Source organism: Enterobacteriaceae bacterium Kacie_13, from assembly GCA_013457415.1.
Classification (GTDB): Bacteria; Pseudomonadota; Gammaproteobacteria; order Enterobacterales; family Enterobacteriaceae; genus Rahnella.
Window position 1 is genome coordinate 2497977 of record CP045665.1, and the last position, 19405, is coordinate 2517381.

Below are 19405 nucleotides of genomic sequence, written 5' to 3' on the forward strand. Positions count from 1 at the left end.
TTTATCACTAAGCGCCTGCGGGCGCTTTTTTATTCCTGATTTTTCAGAAACAGCCAGATACCCACCACAATCTGCCAGCAGGTAATGGTGTAAACCGACATCCGTTCAATGATACCCACCGGCAAAACGTTCAGCGATATTGTGAACATGCTGACCAGCCCGACGCCCCCCAGCAGCAGGCTAAGCCGCGAAAATACACGCCACCCATCGCTGTTACGCTTCACCCATGCCGCCGACAACAGGCACAGGTTCCCGCCCCCTATCGCCATTACCGCACCGGTTTGATGCAACGTCACCCCGTCAGTGCCCCCACCGCTGTGGAACAGCGCGATCATCACGCCGCCCATCCCGTGCAGCAGGCCGAACAGTAGAAACAGCGAGCGCCCCGGCTCGTGAAAAATACGACGCAACAGCCAGCAGGCGCTAAAAAACAGAATGCCTTCAATCGCAAACCCACTGTTCATCAGAGTATGCAGCGGTGAACAAATATCACGGCCATCGGCGGTCATCCCGCACGATGCAATACCTAAATCGCTGATGTAGTTCTGTCGATAAGAGTAATCAGGCGCATGCCACGCCAGCGCGCTGATTTTTTCCGCCAGCAAATACTGCGCGCCGCCCAGCGTGAAGCACAGCCCGCCCCCTTTTTGCCACAATGTCCGCATCCAAAACGTTCCTTTCAAAGGTGTGGTGTGATTCTAGCGGAAGTTCCCAGGCCTGCCCGCAGGCACAAAAAAAAGCGTCCAGTTAGCGCTCAGTTTTCCTGAACGCTAACGGACGCCTTTTTGATAACTTTGATCAGCCTTCCGTGGGATGAAACCCTGTGGAATAAATAATGCAGCTTATATGCCAACTCACTGCGGATTTTTAAATCCTCACTTTTTCAATGTCTTGGCTACAAGCTGCAATATCACAGTTTTGCTTGTTGCACTCTTTATCGACATTTTCTCAACAATATCCCTGCCAGAGTGCAGCGGGGAGAAAAATGCATCGTTGATAAAGAGTGCCACGTGGGTGATGCGTGCATTACTGTCAAAATTACTCTTTGGTAATCGAATCGAGATACAGCTGGCTACCCGCCACATTCTGGCTTGCGCCCTTCACGTTATCCCGAATCGCCACCAGCAATTTACTCTGAAGCGCCACCACAAACGGTGAACTGCGTTGCAACTCGCGCTGTAAGTCCGCATAAAGTGCTTTACGTTTGGTGGGATCGGACTCAGCAGCTGCCGCACGCGTTTGTTTGCTGATCTCCGGGATTACCCACTGGATCCGTTGTGCCAGCGTTTTCGGGCCGTTTGGCACGTTGTACGCGAAGGTGCTGGCGTTGGTGTTCGGATCGAGGTAATCGGCCCCCCAGTAAGTGAAGATCGACTGGAATTTATGCGCGCGCATACGCGTCAGCACGTCGCTTTCCACCAGCGGATGCACGACTAAGTTAATATCCGCTTTAGCAAAGCTGGCCTGTAGCGCTTGCGCTATATCGGAGTACGGAGGCTGATTGATAACAATTAAATCGATCTTTGTCCCTGGCGCGATACCGCCTTTACTGAGGATTTCCTTCGCTTTGTTCACGTCATATTTAAATGGCTGATCGTCAATTGCCCCGGCCAGACCGTCAGGCAGAAACGTCTGATGAATACCATACTGACCTTTCAGCAGTTCAGTCGAAATCCCCTGATAATCCACCAGCCAGCGTGCCGCTTCCCAGAGTGCAGGGTTCGCCAGCGCGGGCTGCGTGGTATCGCCGACGTTAAACGCCAGATAGAACACTTTGGCCGCCGGGAACTGTGCTACATGCACGCCCTTCTCTTTTTGCAAGGAGCTGAACTGGTCGGCACCTAAATCGTAAGCCACATCCGCATCGCCGTTAAGTACCAGCAGACGACGGGTGGAGGGATCACCGACGTTCTTAAACAGTACGTTCTCCAGCTTAGCCAGCGGTTTGGCGTTCGGATTACGTTTGAAAATCAGCGCTTCATGCGGCACATAGTTACGCACCTCAAACGCGCCACTGCCCGCTGAACGGGAACGCAGCCAGCTGTTGCCGAAATCATCCTGCTCGACGTGCTCTTTCAGCAATTTACTGTCGACAATCCCTGCCACCGGCGCGGATAAAATGCTCAGTACCAGACCGCTGCCGATATCAGCAGGCCAGTTCAGCTGCACTTTATCCTCGCTCAGTTTTTTCAAATTGCCGTCAACGTTTTCAGGCGTCCAGCCCAGTTCACCGAGAATAAACGACGGGCTTTTATTGAGTTTCACCACGCGGGTAAACGAATAAATCACATCGTCGGCGGTAACCGGATTGCCGCTGGCAAATTTCTGTCCGCTTTTTAAGGTGAAGATCAGGCTGTGCCCGTCCGGCCCCGGCTGCCAGCTGGCGGCAGCGTCAGGATCGAGCTGGTCAGGATGCTGACGGTTAGATTGCACCAGTTGCTGATAAAGGTTTACCAAATTACCGGAACTGACGGTTTCAAAACTTTCCGCCGGATCCAGGCTGATGATACCTTCAAGCGAACCGGCCACTACCAGCGTATCCGCCGGTGTTGCCGCATCCACGCGGGTGACAGCCATCATGAGCAGAAATAACAGGGAAGGAACACGTACTTTCATTGAGGTCGATCTCCACAGGTGAAAAGACAGTTTTTTCGAGTGTAGAGGTGCAACGGCAAGGCCAGAACAATGAAATAAAGCTTTGTATTTTAATAAAATAGATTAAGGAATAAAGGGCAGGATTTATCGTCAAAAAGGGGAAGATAGCGCGATAGCACCTCCCCTCTGGCTGGGGGAGGCGAAAACTGAGCGGTTCAGCTCAACACATGCCCCTTCGCCATGTGCACCGCCCTGTCACACATGTGATCAATCACATCCGCATCATGGCTCACCAGCAGCATGGTCAGGTCGCCACCCGCTTTCAGGTCATTAAGCAGATTAAGAATTTCCGCCTGTACTGACATATCCAGCGCAGAGGTTGGCTCATCGAGCAGCAACAGTTTTGGCTTTAGCAGTAATGCACGGACGATCGCCACGCGCTGACGCTGCCCGCCGGAAAGCTGATGCGGATAACGATTCATCAGCGCCGGGTCCAGCCCAACCTGCCGGAAACCTTCGGCAATTTTCTGTTCGATATCCTGCTCTTTGATGATTTTCAGCGGCTCCGCCAGCGTGCGCCGCAGCTTGTGTTTCGGGTGCAGTGACGCATACGGATCCTGAAACACCATCTGCACGTCACGACGCAGACTGCCGGTGAACGGTTTGCCGGGTTTGACATCGTTGCCAAGCAATTTCAGGCTGCCGTCCCACTGCCCGTTAAGGCCGGCCAGCACCCACAGCAGAGAGGACTTTCCACAGCCAGACGGACCAACCAAACCAAAGCATTCGCCCTTATTGATGGTCAAATTGACGTTATGTACCACGGTGCGGACTTCGTGCCCCATCCGGTGTGACACACTGAGCTGATGCAGTTGCGCGATAGCTTCACTCATGGCGAGACTCCTTTTTCAGTGAAGCCAGAAGCTCACGATCCAACACCGGCAGGCGTTCGCCGTGAGTGAATTTACTCGGGCGGCACGACCACAGCGTATGGGTATAGGGATGTGTGGCGTGCGCCAGTTGATCTGCCGGAAGTTCATCCAGCAGTTCGCCTTTGTACATCACCAGTACGCGCTCGCAGTAATGCGCCACCTGCTGTAAATCGTGGCTGATCAGAATCAGCCCCATATTGCGTTGCTCCACCAGACGTTCGATCAAGCCGAGCACCTGCTCTCGCATGTCAAAATCCAGCGCAGAGGTCGGTTCATCGGCTATCAGCCACTGAGGATCGTTAATCAACGCAATCGCCAGCATCACGCGCTGCCCCATCCCGCCAGACAGCTGATGCGGATATTGCTGTTGCAAAAATGCCGGATTCGGCAGACCGACGGCATTAAGCATGTCGTTCACTTTTTCCTGACGCTCTTTGCGACCGAGGCGCGTGTGCAGGCGTAGCGGTTCTTCCACCTGCTTGCCGATTTTCTGCGTCGGATTCAGCGCGTGTTTCGGATCCTGCATTACCATTGACACACGGTTACCGCGCAGACGGCTCCACTCTCGCTCTTTCAGGGTCGTCAGATCATTATCGCCCAGCGTCAGTTGCGTCGCGCGCATCTGGCACGGGTGCGGCAGAAGCCCCATCAGGGCGCGGGCGGTCAAAGATTTACCCGAACCAGATTCGCCCACCAGCGCCACGCGTTCCTGACCGACGTTGAGTGACAACGACTTCACCAGCTCCAGCGGGCGCTCGCCCGGCAGATAGATGGTCAGATCTTTGGCAATCAACCGGTCGCTGTGCAACGTTTTTTGATGGTTCTGCCGTTGATGCAGAGATTGCGTATCAGTTGCCATGTCGTGGATCCATTTTGTCACGCAGGCCATCGCCCAGCAGGTTGAAAGCCAGGCTGGCGAACAGAATCGCCCCGCCCGGTGCAGCGGCGACCCACCACTGGTCGAAAATCACTTTACTCCCTTCGGCAACCATCGAGCCCCATTCGGCGGTCGGTGGCTGAATACCCATGCCGAGGAAGCCCAGACCGGCAGACGCCAGAATGATGCCGCCCAGACTAAGTGCCGCACGCACCACGGCGCTTGGCAGACACAGCGGCAGAATGTGGCCGAACATCAGACGAAAACCGCCGATGCCCTGCATCCGCGCCGCAGCCAGATAGTCACTGCGGCGCAGCGCCAGCGTTTCCGCCCGCGCCTGACGTGCAAACGGCGGCCAGCTGGTGAAAGCCAGCGCCAGTGCGCCGTTCATCAGGCCAGGGCCAAGAATAGCGACTAACGCCAGCGCCATCACCAGACTTGGCAATGACATCACGATGTCCGTCAGGCGCATCACAATACGTTCGTACCAGCCGCCGATATACCCGGCGCTGATGCCGATCAGCATGCCGACCGGAATAGTCAGGATTAAAATCAGCGACACCAGCAGCAGCGTCGGGCGTGCGCCGTAGACCACACGGGAAAACAGGTCGCGTCCAAAGCCGTCGGTACCCAGCCAGTGGGCATGCGAAGGCGGCAGCAGACGCATTTCGATGTGCTGAATATTCGGGTCAAAGGGCGCCAGCCAGGGTGCCAGTAACGCGGTCAGCACCAGAATCGCCACCAGCACCGTGCCGATGGAAAGAGCAGTGATGCGCCGCGCAGGCTTCCAGACGCGGGTCTCGGTTTCGGCTTCAACCTGCGTGGTTTGTTCAGGGATCATTTGAGTCATATGCAGGCCACTAGCGGGTTCGCGGATCGAGCAAATAAGTAAGGGCGTCAGCCAGCGCGTTCAGCAGCACAAAACAGGTGCCGATCAGCAGCGTAGCGCCAAGAATTGCCGGGGTATCTGCGGCGAACAAGGCGGTCGTCAGGTAACGTCCGACGCCCGGCCAGGCAAACACGGTTTCGGTCAGTACCGCTCCTTCAAGCAGGCTGGCATAAGAAAGCGTCAGCACGGTGATGAGCGTTCCGAGCACGTTCGGGAAGACGTGGCACAGCAGTACGCGCACCCTGCCCGCACCTTTCGAACGCGCCAGAATCACGTACTCTTTATTCATTTCACCGAGCATAGAGGCACGCAGCAGGCGCGTGATCCCCGCCATCGACAGCATCGCCAGCACCGTTACCGGCAGCCACAAATGGCTGATGGCGTTGTAGAACATCTCGCGGTCACCGGAAAGCCAGGTATCGATTAGCACAAATCCGGTGCGCGGCGTCATGGTGTACATGTACAAATCGTCGAGACGCCCCGGCCCGCCAGCCCAGTGCAGAACGGCGTAAAACAGCAACAGACCAAGCAGGCTCAGCCAGAAGATCGGTACAGAATAGCCCAGCAGGGAAACCAGTCGCGCGATGTTATCCAGCCAGCTTCCCGGTTTCCACACGGCCAGCAACGCCAGCAGAATGCCCAGCGTCCCGCCGAGTAAAATCGCACAGGTTGCCAGTTCCACCGTCGCCGGGAAAGTGCGCAATAAATCGCTGGCCACCGGCTGCGCGGTAATACGGGAAATCCCCATATCGCCGTGCGCGAGATGATCGAGATAACGGATGAACTGCACCGGAACAGACTGGTCCAGCCCCAAATCGCGGCGGACCTGCACGTAAGTGGCCTCGCTGGCGTGGTCACCGGCCACCTGCAATGTCGGGTCAATCGGTGCCAGATGCGAAAGCGTAAAGGTAAACGCCAGCAGGCCGAGTAATGTCAGCGCCAGCGAAATCACGCCGGTCAGCAAACGACCTGACCAGCGCCAACCCTGCCGGACAAATCCGGCGGGTGTTGAACTGTCTGTCATTACTTGGTGACCTTGCTGTAGAAGACCATGTCAGGGTTGATGCCCTGCACGTACCCTTTAACGTTGTCGCGCACGGCGATCAGGCTCTTGGCCTGCAGACCGATAACGAACGGTGAATTCTTCTGCACTTCCAGCTGCAACTGACGATAATCCGCCACGCGTTTGGCCTGATCAGGTTCCGCAATTGCAGCCAGCGTCAGCTTGTTGAGAGCGGGAATCGACCAGTTGGCGCGCCATGCCAGCGTTTTGCTGCCATCTTCCGGGTTGAATGCAAACGCCGAGGCGTTAGTGTTCGGGTCAAAGTAATCCGGTCCCCATGAGGACATGTACGCATCGTAGTCGTGGGATTTAATTTTGGTGGAAATCTGCTGGCTTAAACCCGGATCCAGTTTCACGGTCACGCCGCCCTGCGCGAAGCTGGCCTGCAATGCCTGCGCGATGTCCAGATACGGCGGCTGGTTGGAAGTCGAGAGCGTGAAGCTGACGTTTGTCAGACCGGCCTTGGCCAGAATTGCTTTAGCTTTCGCCGGATCATAGGTGTAAGGCGTGTCATTGAGGGCGCCGAGGTAACCTTCCGGCAGGAATGACTGATGCACCTGGAACTGATTTTTCATCAGGTCATGCGCAATGTGGTTGTAGTCGAACAGATAACGCGCGGCTTCCCAGAAGGCAGGATTACCCAGCGCCGGAGAGGCTTTGGCGTTGAACTGCATGAAATACAGCGACGCATAAGGGATCGCCAGTGGTTTCACGCCTTTCTTGCCTTCGAGCGCGGCCATCTGATCAGAACCGAGGTTACGCGCCATATCAGCATCACCCTGCTCGATCAGCAGACGGCGGGCAGCCGGATCGGGCACGTTTTTAATCAGAATGGTTTTCAACTTTGGCGCGCCTTCCGGCGATGTCGGATTAGCGGCCAGAATCACCACTTCATGCGGAATGTAGTTGCGGATCTGATACGGGCCGGAACCGGCGGAATGGTTGCTCAGCCACTGGTGGCCGAGATCATCGCCTGCGGCATTAGCCTTCACCAGTTTGCTGTCGACGATGGAAGAAACCGGCGCTGACAGCAGGCTCAGCACGAACGATGGGCTGACGTCTGCAGTCCAGCTAATTTTGACGTGCTGGTCATCAATTTTGGTCAGGAAAGTATCAACGTTTTTGTCGCTCCAGCCCAGCTGAGTCAGGATAAAGGACGGCTCGAGGTTCAATTTCACTACGCGGGATAATGAGAAGATCACGTCATCGGCAGTCAGCGGGTTACCGCTGGCGAAGGTCGCTTTCGGTGAGAGCGTAAAAGTCAGGCTGCGGTTATCTTTCGCTGCTTCCCACGAGGTCGCCAGCGTTGGTTTCAAGTCGATCGGATTATTCGCGTCAGACTGCACCAGACGCTGATAAAGATTGTTGAAAGCCTGAACCGTCGTCAGCTCAAAACCCTGAGCCGGGTCGAAACTGGACGTATCATCAATAGACTGTGCGATAACCAGCGTGTCCGGCGGTGTGGCAGCCTGAACAGAGAAAGTAGCCGCAATAGCCGTAAACAGGACGGACGGTAATAAAGCTTTCATCAAGACAGACTCTCCAAAGTAGCGAAATTGCTAATATTTTATAGAGTGTAAAGTTTCTTCAACCTGCCAGAAAGTCTGATAAATACTATCGTTATGCGAATTTTGCATAACGTTATCTGATTGGTTATTAAAGCGTCGGAATGCGGGCTGGCGGGGAATTGTTACTGTACAAATTGGTACTCCTCCCCCTGCTAAGGGGGAGGTCGCTGGATCAGAAGTCATAGGTCGCGGAAAGCTTGAACTCACGCGGATCACCCTGCGTCAGATAACCGCCGGTTGCTGATGCCCAATATTTCTCGTTAGTGACGTTTTCCAGATTGGCGCGCCAGGTCAGTGTGCTTTGTCCGACTGGCATCGCGTAACGTACGCCGAGATCCAGACGCGTCCAGCCATCCACTTTCAGTTTGTTAGCTTCGTCAGCGAACTGCGAACCGGAACGGATCACTTTACCCGTTGCTGTCACACCGCTGCCGCCCGGAATATCCCATTCCCCACCGATCACCCACTGATAACGCGGAACGCCCACGGCATCATTACCATCATAGGTGCCGCTCTGCGTTTTGGTCATCTCCGGATCCATCCACGTCACGCTACTGTTGAGGCGAACGCCCAGTATCGGCTCCCCGAACACGTTCAGTTCGACGCCACGGTTACGCACTTCTCCGTAGTTGCCGTAGGTGTAACCCTCGCCGGTCGCGCGGTACATACCAACCGGCTTTTTGATTTCATACAGCGCCAGCGAACCTGCCACGCGGCCAAAATCGGCTTTAACGCCCACTTCGTTTTGCTTCGAGGTTTCGATGCCGGACACCTGCCCGCCGTTGGTTACAATACGGCCATTATAAGTCGTCCCGGAGGTTTCTCCGGCCTGCAACGCTTCAATGTGGTTGGCGTAGAAGGAGTAATGTTCCCACGGCTTGACCACCAGACCGAACGCCGGGGTGACTTTCATTTGATCGAACGAGGTATTTTCGGAACCGTCATAGTTATAGTTTTTCACTTCAACGTTCTGACGGCGCAGACCGGCGATAAATTGCAGACGGTCATCGAGTACCGACATCGTGTCAGACAGCGACACGCCGTAGGAACGGGTGCGGTTGCGCACCAGCGGATCGCTCATGTCACCCCCGCTATAGAGATTCGTCAGCGGCTCACTGTAATCCACCGGATCGTAAATATTGGTTTTGATCGACGCCGCGGTCATGGTGTATGCGGTTTTATATTTGCGATACAGCGAGGACATACCGAGATTCACGTTGTGACTGACCGCACCGGTATCAAATTTGCCACGAACGCCCGCCTGCGAGGAGAAACTGTCGGCGAAGTATGGCACCGTCATGCGACTCATCGTGGCGTTGCCGTCGTTATCCTGCAACGTCGGCGAACTGTATTTGCCGAATTCATGCGTGTGGTTGGCGCCGGCGGCAGCGTAAACGGTCCAGTTATCGGCCACGTCATACTCACCTTTCAGCATGCCAAATTCGTTTTCCATATCGGTCGAGGCGTATTGCTGACCGTAATTGCCGGTCGCCGACGGGGCATCAGGGATCTTTGTCGCTTTACCCAGATACACCACCGGACGCCCACCGTGAACACTGGTTTTGCTCATGCCAAAGTCAAGGGATGAACGGAAGCGGTCGCCGCGATAATCCAGCCCGACAGAGCCCAGCGTCAGACGACGTTTTTCATCATCAATGGCGCTTTCCCCTTCGCGATGAACCGCATTAACGCGCACGCCCCACTGATTGTTATCGCCAAAGCGACGGCCAACGTCTACAGCGCCACCCACCTGTGAAGCCGAGGTGTAATCCACCGACACACGGTTAATATCCGCATCAGTAGCGCGTTTTGGTTCAATATTGACGTTACCGCCCACGCCGGTTCCTCCCGGCGGTACGCCGTTGAGGAAGGCGCTGGAACCTTTAAGCAACTCGACGCGTTCGGCGAATTCTGTTGGCAACAGCTGACGCGGCAGCACGCCGTACAATCCGCCGTAAGAGATATCGTCGCCCGACAATTCAAAACCACGAATAACAAACGTCTCAGAATAGTTGCCATAGCCATAACCGGTTTGCACGGCAGCATCGTTGTTCAGCACATCACCCAGCGTGCGGGTTTGCTGATCCTGCATCAGTTTTTCGGTGAAGCTGACCACGTTAAACGGAACATTCATCGCGTCCTGTTCACCCAGGATCCCAAGACGTCCGCCGTTGGCGATTTGTCCATCCAGATACGCAGGCACCGTGTCATTGCCGCCGGGAGTGAAGGTTTGCGGCTCTGCGCTGACGGTAATGGTATCGCCGTCTTTTGCCGGGGAGGTCTGGGCAGTTGGTGAGGCCGCAAACGCGGGCAGCGCCAACATTCCCAATGCGGCAGAAATGACTGCCGGCAACATCCGCCGTTTAAAAACAGGCGGGTGCGGTGAAACAAATGAGTGAAAATCTCCACTTTTAGTGTGCATAGTAGTTCCCTGAAAAAAGTTCAAATGCTAATAGTAATAATTATCAAAACGATTTGAATTATGCTGATCGGAAAACTAATTGCAACTGCCTTTAGGGCAATAAAAGCAAGGTAAACAGGATGTTAATAGGGGTATACATCGGAGGCTAACAATCTTTGGAAAATGCAGTCGGTTAAGAGTCTGAATTCAGGGGAATAAATATGCCAGGCGATAAGACTGGCTGCGCAGACGAACATCGCAGCCAGACAATCGAGAAGATAATTATTTAGCTCAGACCGGGGACATCGAGACCGGGAGAAACAGAAAGCAACATCCGCACCTGCCTGACCAGCTCGCTCATACAGTCATCGCGCATACCGTAACTTTCCAGCTCTTTTTCGAGGGCAAACAGATACTGCGCGTTGGTGCCAAGCGGCCCGCTCGCCTGCGCGATCAGGGGCGCGATAATCTGGTAATTGGTATCAGCTTCGTATTGTGGATGTGAAGGATCCATAATGAACACCAGCGCGGTGACCTTGCGACCGTCGTCGAGATCCAGTTCACACCACGTTGGGCGATAACAGCCGGTCAGCATTTCACGCTTCCACAGCAGTTCCAGTTCTTCGTGTAACTTATCTTCCGGCAGGCGGAAAGCCAGACCGGTGGTTTGCCCGCCGTCACGCAGCGCTAGCATACGACCAGGCTGCGCCTGGGTGCCGCGCCCTGAAGTCAGACGTAAACAGAAAGCACGGTGATAACCGCGCAGTGTGGCAGGCCGCGCCTCTTCCGAGTCGAAAACCGGGTTCCACATCAGCGAACCATAACCAAAAATCCACACTGGACTGTTGTCAGGGCGTCGCACCAGTGTGCAATCGAGTGAGGCGGCGCGTTGTTCGGAGGTTAATAACATCGATTCATCGATGCTGCCGAATGCTGTTTTGCAATCTGCATTTCGCAGAAAATCTCGAGTTAACATTCATTCCCTCCTTTAATACGACGTACTTTTGAACATGCCATACTGTTAACGCTGTGTACTCCGTTTATCTCGATGAATGGTTATCTGCAGGGACAGATTTCATAGCGCCTAAGAATTTTCGTATTCCCCTGCACGTAGAGACCTTATTCGTTTCTCTCGTTGCAATCAAGGTTGAGAACGATCACAAAACGAAAATAAAGTGATTATTTTATGAACATTGTATGAATGTTGAATTTTAGGCGGGAATATCACAGATAAACCGACAAGTTCTGCCTCGCCGCAAGAGCGGTGCTACGCTTCCGGGAGGCAATGCACAGGCCGCTTATGAATCGCCTTATCTGAGCGAAAAAAGCGGTTTTTCACCTGTTCAGCCTGTGGGTATCGTGATTATTTACATAAGTTGACGCAATGCGTCCATAAGGTAAATATGAAAACCCAAACACTTGATTAGTATTGTTTTAATTATTTAACACGCCAAGTTAAGTCAGCGTATAAGCGCCTGTAATTCGCCACACCTGATGATAAACAGGCAGTACGTCGTTTTTTTGTGGTTAACCTGCATTATTTTCTGTTAATAGATTAATTTATCTCCTATACTTAACAGGTTACACCATTACGCACCCATGCGTTTTTGCTGATAACCGGTGGACAGGCGGTTGTTATTTTTCGCGGATCTGGCTTTGCTGGTTCGCGCATGCTTATAAGGAGAAAAATCATCATGGTGTCGTCTCAGGAACATCCCAAAATCAAAACCCGCCATCAGGAGTACTCCCTGATTTTCCCCATTGTCGCGCTGATTGTCCTCGTCATGTGGGGCAACAGCAGTAACTTCCCTTCCGTCGTCGGTATCAATTTAGTCGCCCTGGTGGGTATCCTCGCCAGCGCCTTCAGCGTCGTTCGTCATGCCGACGTGCTGGCACACCGTCTCGGCGAACCTTATGGCTCGCTCATCCTCAGCCTTTCAGTGGTCATCCTCGAAGTCAGTCTGATTTCGGCCCTGATGGCGACAGGCGATGCCGCACCCGCGCTGATGCGTGACACCTTATTCTCGATCATTATGATCGTCACCGCCGGTCTGGTGGGCGTTGCCCTGCTGCTCGGTGGCCGTAAATTTGCGACGCAGTATGTGAATCTTGGTGGTATCAAGCAGTATCTGATGGCGATTTTCCCGCTTGCCGTCATCGTGCTGGTACTGCCTGCGGCGCTGCCCGGCGGTAACTTCACCACTACGCAGGCTCTGTTTGTGGCCGTGATTTCTGCCGCGATGTACGGCGTCTTCCTGCTGATCCAGACCAAGACGCACCAAAGTTTGTTTATTTACGAGCATGAAGACGAAGATGAAGAAAGTGGCCACGGAAAGCCCTCTTCGAAAAGTAATCTGACACACACCCTGTGGCTTATCGTGCATCTGGTGCTGGTTATTGCGGTGACTAAGTTCAACGCCAACCCGCTGGAAAGCCTGCTGACCGAGTTGAATGCGCCCGCGCAGTTCACCGGTTTCCTGGTGGCACTGCTGATTTTGTCTCCTGAAGGGTTGGGTGCACTGAAAGCCGTACTGAAGAATCAGGTACAACGTGCAATGAATTTATTCTTTGGCTCCGTGCTGGCGACAATTTCACTGACCGTTCCGGCCGTGACCGTGATTGCTACGCTGACCGGCCAGAACCTGATTTTCGGCCTTGATCCTGCAAACATTGTGGTCATGCTATCGGTGTTGATTCTGTGCCAGATCTCGTTCTCAACGGGCCGTACCAATGTCCTGAACGGTACCGCCCATCTGGCCTTATTCTGTGCATATATGATGATTATTATGCTTTAAATAAAGCGCACCACATTTATAAAAGCCATAACAAGAAAGGCCGCTCATCACGAGCGGCCTTTTTATTGCAATCAGTTTGAGTTAATTATGAGTAAGCATTCAGCGTTTTCTGACACAGCTCAGAGCGCACGCAGTCCTGTTTATCAAACTTAATGATGCCGACCATCTCGTCTTCTTCGAAGCGGGATAATGCATCGCTGAGACCCGATACTACACCGCGCGGTAAATCGCACTGGGTAATATCACCGTTAACAATCACCGTCACATTTTCACCGAGACGGGTCAGGAACATTTTCATCTGACTGGCGGTGACATTCTGGGCTTCATCCAGAATAACCACGGCATTTTCGAAAGTACGTCCTCGCATGTAAGCGAAAGGCGCAATTTCAACTTTCCCAATTTCCGGCCGCAAACAATATTGCAGGAATGAAGAACCCAGGCGACGTAATAAAATGTCGTAGACCGGACGGAAATAAGGCGCGAACTTCTCAGAAATATCGCCAGGCAGGAAACCGAGATCTTCATCGGCCTGCAATACCGGACGTGTCACAATAATCCTGTCGATTTCTTTGTGAATTAATGCCTCTGCCGCTTTCGCAGCGCTGATAAATGTTTTGCCACAGCCCGCTTCACCGGTGGCAAAAATTAACTGCTTATTCTCTATGGCTGATAAGTAATGACCTTGAGCTTCGGTACGTGCTTCGATAACAGAGTGGTCGCGTGTATCTCGTGCCATTCCAATCGATTCTAAACCGCCCATCTGCACTAATGATGTCACAGATTCTTCCTCGCGCTGGCGGTGACTGCGTGAGTCGCTACGAATGACTCGTTTTGCTTCACGGCGAGCTTTGATCACTGCTTTCTGTCTTCCCATAGTGGCACCTTACAGTTTGATTCACTTAACGCTAAGGCGGTTGCCCGCACGGTTATGTTTCACGCACAAATGAGGTTTTGGTCTCCTTTTAGACCAATTGAAGCCAATGAATAACGTGAAGAGGAAAATCGACTGGATGATTATTCAATAATCGACCAGATGTTTTCTTTTCACGTGGAGGCATTGTCACTCTTTTCGATATTAACGTCGAAAATGACAAACCGCTGACCCGAACAATTACGTTGCCAGAATTAAAACCAGTGCATTTCGCCGAAGTGTTTAAGAGCCTCCCGGATTTAGGAGAAGAAGAGTCAGTTAAAGAACAGGGTTGTTGTGTGGATGAAGACATCTTTGAAGAAAGATGAGAATAAACTGAAAATGAAGGGGTAAATAATAAAGAGTCGGAAGCCTTGCCCTCGTTTGCATTTAAGCGACAACAACGAGTGAATGTGTGAAGCTTGTTATTTTCGTTCACCAGCCCAAACAAGGACTTTACCATTCGCGCTCCCCGCAGTATTAGTTCTTCTATTAATCACGGCGCTTGCCGTTCACGTTGAAAAACTACCTGTCTATGATTTCAGTATAATGACAGCTGAAATAATTGCGTTACCAAAATGTAAAAAAATTTGTAGCTGCCGTCAACAGGATCTTGAGGATCTTTTCAGGATCCTCCTTAAGGTTGTTTTCTAACCGCCACTGTGTCGCATCACATTAAGATGGCGGCCGTGGCGTTCACGAACAATGTTTCAGTACACCGCCCTATGCGTCCGTACAGCGCCTCTCTTAATGCGTGATATCTCCCAGGTTAGCTACCCCATAATGACTGTTGCATAAATTAGGTGGAAAACCTCCCACAGTATCGTCAATCAACGCTACGCGTTTGCAGGATGAAGAGTATTGTCATCTTCGTTTTAAGCCGAATAATTCCTATACAGAACAAAATAACTCTGTTAATTTATGCACCGAAGCACAGTGCAAAAGTGCTCCAGTGCCCAACCTTTGAAACCAGGATGGGTTTTTAAGATGAACGATATGCTCAGGATCAGCAGCTTTCGCGATCAGTGGCTGGAAGACTTTTTCCATTTCGCCACACCACATCGGAAAATCCCATGGAAGCTTGCGGGTGTTCTGGAAAGAAAGCTGGATATGATTAATGCTGCGATGGATTATCGGGATTTACTCTGGCTACCCGGAAACCGTTATGAAGAATTAGCGCCGCCGTTCAAGGGTTTTTCGTCAATACGGGTGAATGACCAGTATCGCCTCATTTTTCACTGGCGTGAAGGTAAGGCACATGGTTTATTTCTGGATCCTCACTGTTACAGAAACCATCGATAACGACAGGCAAAATCGTTGCAATTTTAATGAAGGCATACCAGAAGGAAAGTCGTATGGATGTGACAACACGTAAACCCGCAACCGTCGGGGATATTTTGCAATATGAATACCTTGAACCAACCGGTCTTAGAATTAATGACCTGGCCGTCATGCTGAATGTTCACCGCAATACCATCAGCGCACTGGTCAACAACAACCGTAAGCTGACCATTGATATTGCTTTCCGGCTGGCAAAAGCCTTTGAGACGTCTGTCGAATTTTGGCTGAATCTGCAAAAAAATGTCGATATCTGGGAAGTGCAAAATAATCCGCGCTTAATGGCTGATATTAGTCATGTTGTTACTCTCAAAACCTTTCTCGAGCGGCCTGAAAGCCATCCCTAGCTAACAGTAACGTCTTCACGGGCAGGATCAGGCCTTACGCCTCAATCAACCCCTGTCCCAGATAATGATTCTGATCTTTCACGCCCGGCAGCGTGAAGAAGAAACCGCCGCCGACCGGACGGATGTACTCTTCCAGCGGCTCGCCATTCAGGCGTTTTTGAACGGTCAGGAAGCCCTTTTCCAAATCGTGCTGGAAGCAGACAAATAGCAACCCCATTTCCAGTTGCCCGGAATTAGTCACGCCCAGCGAATAGCTGTAACCGCGACGCAGCATCAGATTATCGTCGGTTTCTTTAGTGCGCGGATTCGCTAAACGGATATGTGCATCCAGCGGGATCACCTTCCCTTCCGGGTCCTTGGTGTAATCCGGCACGTCGTGCTCTTTTTCCATTCCCAGCGGCGCGCCGGTGGCTTTGTGGCGGCCAAAAATCGTCTGCTGCTCCTGCAACGGCGTGCGGTCCCAGAATTCGACGTGGAACGGAATAATGCGCGTGGCCTGATAGCTGCCGCCGACAGTCCAGGAAGGTTCGCCCTGATCGGCAGTTACCCAGATAGCTTTGTCCATCAGTTGTTTGTCTTTGCTGTCAGGATTCGCCGTACCGTCTTTGAAACCCAGCAGGTTTATCGGCGTTTCTTTGCCCTGACTGCGGGCAGCGTGTGACGAAATAAAGCCGTCACGGCGCCAGCGCACGCTGAGCAAATCCGGCGTGTACTTGATGATGTCGCGCAGTGCGTGCACCACGGTATCGCTGTTATTGGCGCAAATCTGCAACAGCAGATCGCCGTGGCAAAGCTTTGCATCAAGGGAATCGTTGGGGAAACGTGCCATACGCTGCAACTTCAGCGGCTTGTGCGGCGCGAGACCGAAACGTTCATCAAACAGGGAATCACCGGCGGAGAGCGTCAGGGTGAGGTTGTCAGGATAAATCTCTGCACCCATAACGCCGGAATCCATCGGCGGAAATTTCGGATCCACGGAAGGCGCGGTGCCACCGGTGGTCAGGAAGGCAAAGCGCGTGTCGAGCAGACGGAACAAACGCTCCAGATCGGCTTTGGTGGTCGCCAACACGTCAAAAGCCACCAGCATCATGGCGGCCTGTTGCGGCGTCAGAATACCGGCCTGATGTTCGCCGTAGTAAGGCTGTTTACCCCAGCGTTCATCGGGGGAGACAGTGCCGGGGGTGTACTCGTTTTTCGCACCAGGTGTTTTCTCGGCCTGCGCACCGGTTGCGCCGCCCAGGGCAAATGCCCCGCCTAACAATCCCACGCCTTTTAACAAACGGCGGCGGGAAGAAGAAGTCACGTCCTGCTGAACGGATTTATTATCGTTTTTATTGCTCATTGCTGAAATCCCAAAATCAAAAGCCAGATCTTGCGCGGTTGGCTCCTTCCCCTCTCCGGAGGGGAAGGCATCAAGATTAATCCAGACCCAATACGCCACGCAGTTTGGCTAAATCTTCCGCCAGCGTCGTGATCGGCCCTTTCATTGCATTGCGGTCGGCATCGGACAGTTTTTCGTAGTTTTCGTAACCGTCTTTAGTTTTGTATTTATCGAGCAGCGTATCGACAGTTTTGAAGTTCGCGTCGATCTTATCCAGCAGCGGTTTATCGGCTTTTTCCAGCAGCGGACGCAGCAGGTTCACGATTTTCTGTGCGCCGTCGAGATTGGCACGGAAATCCCACAGATCGGTGCGGCTATAACGGTCTTCTTCACCGCTGATTTTGCTGGAGGCTACTTCTTCGATAAGCCCGGCAGCGCCGCCGACCACTTTGCTTGGCGGGAAGGTCAGATCGGTGATGCGTTTTTGCAGATCCACGGTGTCAGCATACAGTTTGTCAGCAAACTGCTCAGTGCCTTTGGTGGTTTTATCGGCGAAGAGGATTTTCTCCAGACGGTGGAAACCGGTAAAGTTCGGATCTTCGGCTTTCTTCTCAAAATCGTCTTCACGGGCATCAATACTGCCGTCGAGGTCGGAGAACAGTTCAGCGATCGGCTCAATACGCTCATAGTAAACGCGGGTCGATGCGTACAGGGATTGCGCTTTTTTCAGGTCACCCTTTTTGACAGCATCAGTAAAAGCTTTGGTGTGGGAAACCAATTCACCGACCTGCTGGGTCACGTAAACTTTGTATTCAGCAATCGGGCCAACCAGCGCCATGGCGTCCGGCCTGGTCGCCGTCGCTGCCCCTTCTGCGGTCACGGTGAGTTTCCCTTTCGGATTGCTCAGCAAGCCGCAGGTCATGTCGTATTCGCCCGGTTCAAGATTGGCAGTCATTTTCTGGGTGAAACCCGGCGCGATATTTTCGCGCTCTTCCACCACCATCACACCTTTCAGTATTTCCCACTCCAGCCCTTTCTGGCTGGCGTTGTGCACCACAAACTGCGTTTTACCGGCTGGCACGGTCAGCGCCATCGGATCACACTGTTTATCGTTAACAGTAATTTTAACCTGACGGACATCAGCAGCCAGCACGTTGGCACTCAGCGCAAAGGCTGGCAGGGACAACAGTGCAATCTGTAAAGCTTTACGGCGAAACAGCGGGGATGAATATGACATGTACAACTCCATGACAAACTGTGTGAAGAAGAAAATAACGTAACATCAGCGTTGTGTTTTGTGCCCGGCGGAAGCCGGTGCGGCCACGGGCGATTTGCCCTGTGGCATAAAGAACAGGAACAGCGCCGGGATCAGATACAGGAAATACACCGAGACTTCACTGACGGTCGGGGCTTCCTGATAACCGAACATACCTTCCAGCAGCGTGCCGAATAATGAATGGGTGGAGAGCGTACCGCTCAGATCAAAAGCGATATCCTGCATACGGTTCCACAGACCCGCTTCATGGAAGGCGCGAATAGCCCCCGCAGCCAGACCGGCGGCGACAAACAGAATAAACAGGCTGGTCCATTTGAAGAACTTCGCCAGATGCAGTTTCACACCGCCGTAATAGATGAGGAAACCAAGCACGATTGCCGCGCCTAAGCCCAGCAGCGCGCCGATTGGCGCTTCAATTCCCACATCCTGCTGGAACGCGGCCAGAAGAAAGAACACCGATTCCAGCCCTTCGCGCGCCACGGCAAAAAACACCATCGCCACCAGCGCCCAGCCCTGCCCGCGACCGGAGTTCAGCGCGTTATCGATAGCGCCTTCCAGATGCACTTTGATCGAACGCGAGACTTTGCGCATCCAGAACACCATGTAAGTCAGAATGCAAACCGCAATCACCGCCACAATCCCCTCAAACAACTCCTGCTGTTTTTGCGGGAACTCGCCGGTGGTTTCATTGATAAAAATACCCAGTGCCAGACACAAGGCCGCGGCCACGATAACGCCAATCCAGACCACGCCGAGCCACTGCCCGCGTTGCGTCCGTTTCAGATAACTGGCGATCAGGCTGACGATCAGCGCGGCTTCCAGCCCTTCGCGGAACATGATAAGAAACGGAACGAACATAGCGGAACTCCCGTAAAGCAATGAACCTACAGATTGTGCATACACTCTGTAAAGAAAAGTAAAATAGAAACGATAGTGATTATCATTCTTGCCAAAAGAATTACAAGAGGCGGCACGCTGTTTTTTGTGTACAAACTGAGAAATGCGCACGAAAAAATATTGCCGGTTGTTTCAGAGAAAAAAATGCGCAGGAAAGGAATTGCAAACGGAGCCCTGAGGCTCCGTTAAAACTACA

The 19405-nt window shown here is 52.9% G+C and carries 16 protein-coding genes and 1 pseudogene; 3 read left to right on the forward strand and 14 right to left on the reverse strand.

The genetic code is table 11. From position 1 onward, the window contains the following. Positions 1–29: 29 nt before the first annotated feature. From GE278_11350 to GE278_11390, 9 genes are all read right to left on the reverse strand, one after another. The gene (locus GE278_11350; protein QLK61325.1) at positions 30–665 is read right to left on the reverse strand and encodes a DUF998 domain-containing protein; all 636 of its coding nucleotides are present in this window, start codon (positions 663–665) and stop codon (positions 30–32) included. A gap of 373 nt (positions 666–1038) precedes the next feature. Beyond that, positions 1039–2616, reverse strand: a complete 1578-nt coding sequence (locus GE278_11355; protein QLK61326.1) for an ABC transporter substrate-binding protein — start codon at positions 2614–2616, stop codon at positions 1039–1041. Between the two features lie 194 nt (positions 2617–2810). Further along, positions 2811–3488, reverse strand: a complete 678-nt coding sequence (locus GE278_11360) for an ATP-binding cassette domain-containing protein (protein QLK61327.1) — start codon at positions 3486–3488, stop codon at positions 2811–2813. After that, a complete protein-coding gene (locus GE278_11365; GenBank protein ID QLK61328.1) occupies positions 3481–4386 on the reverse strand; it encodes an ATP-binding cassette domain-containing protein in 906 nt (301 codons plus the stop codon). The genes GE278_11360 and GE278_11365 overlap by 8 nt, the downstream gene beginning before the upstream one ends. Then, positions 4376–5254: an ABC transporter permease subunit gene (locus GE278_11370; protein ID QLK61329.1), complete on the reverse strand. Its 879-nt coding sequence runs from the start codon at positions 5252–5254 to the stop codon at positions 4376–4378. Before GE278_11370 ends, GE278_11365 begins: the two co-directional genes overlap by 11 nt. A gap of 10 nt (positions 5255–5264) precedes the next feature. Continuing rightward, positions 5265–6317 (reverse strand): ABC transporter permease subunit, encoded by a 1053-nt coding sequence (locus tag GE278_11375; protein ID QLK61330.1) that lies wholly within the window; start codon positions 6315–6317, stop codon positions 5265–5267. Then, positions 6317–7885, reverse strand: coding sequence for an ABC transporter substrate-binding protein (locus tag GE278_11380; GenBank protein QLK61331.1), 1569 nt, complete (start codon positions 7883–7885; stop codon positions 6317–6319). The genes GE278_11375 and GE278_11380 overlap by 1 nt, the downstream gene beginning before the upstream one ends. A gap of 211 nt (positions 7886–8096) precedes the next feature. Continuing rightward, a complete protein-coding gene (locus GE278_11385) occupies positions 8097–10346 on the reverse strand; it encodes a TonB-dependent siderophore receptor (GenBank protein QLK61332.1) in 2250 nt (749 codons plus the stop codon). A 265-nt stretch (positions 10347–10611) separates the two neighbouring features. Next, positions 10612–11301 (reverse strand): gamma-glutamylcyclotransferase, encoded by a 690-nt coding sequence (locus GE278_11390; protein ID QLK61333.1) that lies wholly within the window; start codon positions 11299–11301, stop codon positions 10612–10614. 718 nt (positions 11302–12019) lie between these two features. On the opposite strand from GE278_11390, the gene chaA reads away from it, so the two are divergent. After that, the gene (gene chaA / locus GE278_11395; GenBank protein QLK61334.1) at positions 12020–13120 is read left to right on the forward strand and encodes a sodium-potassium/proton antiporter ChaA; all 1101 of its coding nucleotides are present in this window, start codon (positions 12020–12022) and stop codon (positions 13118–13120) included. Between the two features lie 85 nt (positions 13121–13205). On the opposite strand, the gene phoH is transcribed toward chaA, so the two are convergent. Both phoH and GE278_11405 read right to left on the reverse strand, forming a co-directional pair. Further along, positions 13206–13994, reverse strand: coding sequence for a phosphate starvation-inducible protein PhoH (phoH, locus tag GE278_11400; GenBank protein QLK61335.1), 789 nt, complete (start codon positions 13992–13994; stop codon positions 13206–13208). Between the two features lie 59 nt (positions 13995–14053). Next, positions 14054–14493, reverse strand: a pseudogene (locus tag GE278_11405) (hypothetical protein). Between the two features lie 524 nt (positions 14494–15017). Here GE278_11405 and GE278_11410 point away from each other — a divergent pair. Both GE278_11410 and GE278_11415 read left to right on the forward strand, forming a co-directional pair. Further along, positions 15018–15332, forward strand: a complete 315-nt coding sequence (locus GE278_11410) for a type II toxin-antitoxin system RelE/ParE family toxin (GenBank protein QLK61336.1) — start codon at positions 15018–15020, stop codon at positions 15330–15332. 53 nt (positions 15333–15385) lie between these two features. Further along, on the forward strand, positions 15386–15715 hold the full coding sequence (locus tag GE278_11415; protein QLK61337.1) for a HigA family addiction module antidote protein: 330 nt from the start codon (positions 15386–15388) through the stop codon (positions 15713–15715). A gap of 34 nt (positions 15716–15749) precedes the next feature. On the opposite strand, the gene efeB is transcribed toward GE278_11415, so the two are convergent. From efeB to GE278_11430, 3 genes are all read right to left on the reverse strand, one after another. Continuing rightward, positions 15750–17057 (reverse strand): deferrochelatase/peroxidase EfeB, encoded by a 1308-nt coding sequence (gene efeB / locus GE278_11420; protein ID QLK61338.1) that lies wholly within the window; start codon positions 17055–17057, stop codon positions 15750–15752. Positions 17058–17133: 76 nt separating this feature from the next. Beyond that, positions 17134–18273 carry an iron uptake system protein EfeO gene (efeO, locus tag GE278_11425; protein QLK61339.1) on the reverse strand — a complete coding sequence of 380 codons (1140 nt, stop codon included), beginning with the start codon at positions 18271–18273 and terminating at the stop codon, positions 17134–17136. Between the two features lie 45 nt (positions 18274–18318). Further along, positions 18319–19170, reverse strand: coding sequence for an FTR1 family protein (locus GE278_11430; protein ID QLK61340.1), 852 nt, complete (start codon positions 19168–19170; stop codon positions 18319–18321). Positions 19171–19405 lie beyond the last annotated feature (235 nt).

Bases quoted from the DNA above. Each gene is read 5' to 3' on its own strand.
- efeB (QLK61338.1), bottom strand. From the start codon at position 17,057: ATGAGCAATAAAAACGATAATAAATCCGTTCAGCAGGACGTGACTTCT.
- GE278_11430 (QLK61340.1), bottom strand. From the start codon at position 19,170: ATGTTCGTTCCGTTTCTTATCATGTTCCGCGAAGGGCTGGAAGCCGCG.
- GE278_11385 (QLK61332.1), bottom strand. From the start codon at position 10,346: ATGCACACTAAAAGTGGAGATTTTCACTCATTTGTTTCACCGCACCCG.
- phoH (QLK61335.1), bottom strand. From the start codon at position 13,994: ATGGGAAGACAGAAAGCAGTGATCAAAGCTCGCCGTGAAGCAAAACGA.
- GE278_11350 (QLK61325.1), bottom strand. From the start codon at position 665: ATGCGGACATTGTGGCAAAAAGGGGGCGGGCTGTGCTTCACGCTGGGC.
- efeO (QLK61339.1), bottom strand. From the start codon at position 18,273: ATGTCATATTCATCCCCGCTGTTTCGCCGTAAAGCTTTACAGATTGCA.
- GE278_11390 (QLK61333.1), bottom strand. From the start codon at position 11,301: ATGTTAACTCGAGATTTTCTGCGAAATGCAGATTGCAAAACAGCATTC.
- GE278_11365 (QLK61328.1), bottom strand. From the start codon at position 4,386: ATGGCAACTGATACGCAATCTCTGCATCAACGGCAGAACCATCAAAAA.
- GE278_11360 (QLK61327.1), bottom strand. From the start codon at position 3,488: ATGAGTGAAGCTATCGCGCAACTGCATCAGCTCAGTGTGTCACACCGG.
- GE278_11375 (QLK61330.1), bottom strand. From the start codon at position 6,317: ATGACAGACAGTTCAACACCCGCCGGATTTGTCCGGCAGGGTTGGCGC.
- GE278_11370 (QLK61329.1), bottom strand. From the start codon at position 5,254: ATGACTCAAATGATCCCTGAACAAACCACGCAGGTTGAAGCCGAAACC.
- GE278_11410 (QLK61336.1), top strand. From the start codon at position 15,018: ATGAACGATATGCTCAGGATCAGCAGCTTTCGCGATCAGTGGCTGGAA.
- chaA (QLK61334.1), top strand. From the start codon at position 12,020: ATGGTGTCGTCTCAGGAACATCCCAAAATCAAAACCCGCCATCAGGAG.
- GE278_11415 (QLK61337.1), top strand. From the start codon at position 15,386: ATGGATGTGACAACACGTAAACCCGCAACCGTCGGGGATATTTTGCAA.
- GE278_11380 (QLK61331.1), bottom strand. From the start codon at position 7,885: ATGAAAGCTTTATTACCGTCCGTCCTGTTTACGGCTATTGCGGCTACT.
- GE278_11355 (QLK61326.1), bottom strand. From the start codon at position 2,616: ATGAAAGTACGTGTTCCTTCCCTGTTATTTCTGCTCATGATGGCTGTC.